Genomic DNA, 261 nt, shown 5'->3' with positions numbered 1-261 from the left:
CTTGTGCACCGAGGAAGCCACGGCGGTTTCCAGCGAGGCCAGCACAGCGCGGACGGCCTTGGCGACAACGCCGGAGGCTTCCACGATGTGTGCAACCAGGCCGGACTTGGTCAGCACTTCCTTGATCGGCGTCGGAGCTGCCGGCTTTGCGGCGGCCTTCGTAGCGACTTTCTTCACTGCCTTCTTCGGGGCAGCCTTCTTAGCGGACTTTGCCATGGTTTCCTGTTCCGTGTTCGGTTGGTTGTGTGGTCGCGCCGAACA

At 62.5% G+C, this 261-nt stretch carries 1 pseudogene; it reads right to left on the bottom strand.

Going from position 1 to position 261, the window contains the following annotated elements:
- Window positions 1–216: pseudogene (locus ACQG3P_RS20195) on the bottom strand (HU family DNA-binding protein); the annotation flags it as partial.
- Between the last annotated feature and the right edge of the window lie 45 nt (window positions 217–261).

The organism is Stenotrophomonas sp. SrG, from assembly GCF_050031795.1.
GTDB lineage: Bacteria > Pseudomonadota > Gammaproteobacteria > Xanthomonadales > Xanthomonadaceae > Stenotrophomonas > Stenotrophomonas rhizophila_A.
Note: the sequence above shows the minus strand (reverse complement) of the source record. Positions and strands in the feature narration are given on the sequence as shown.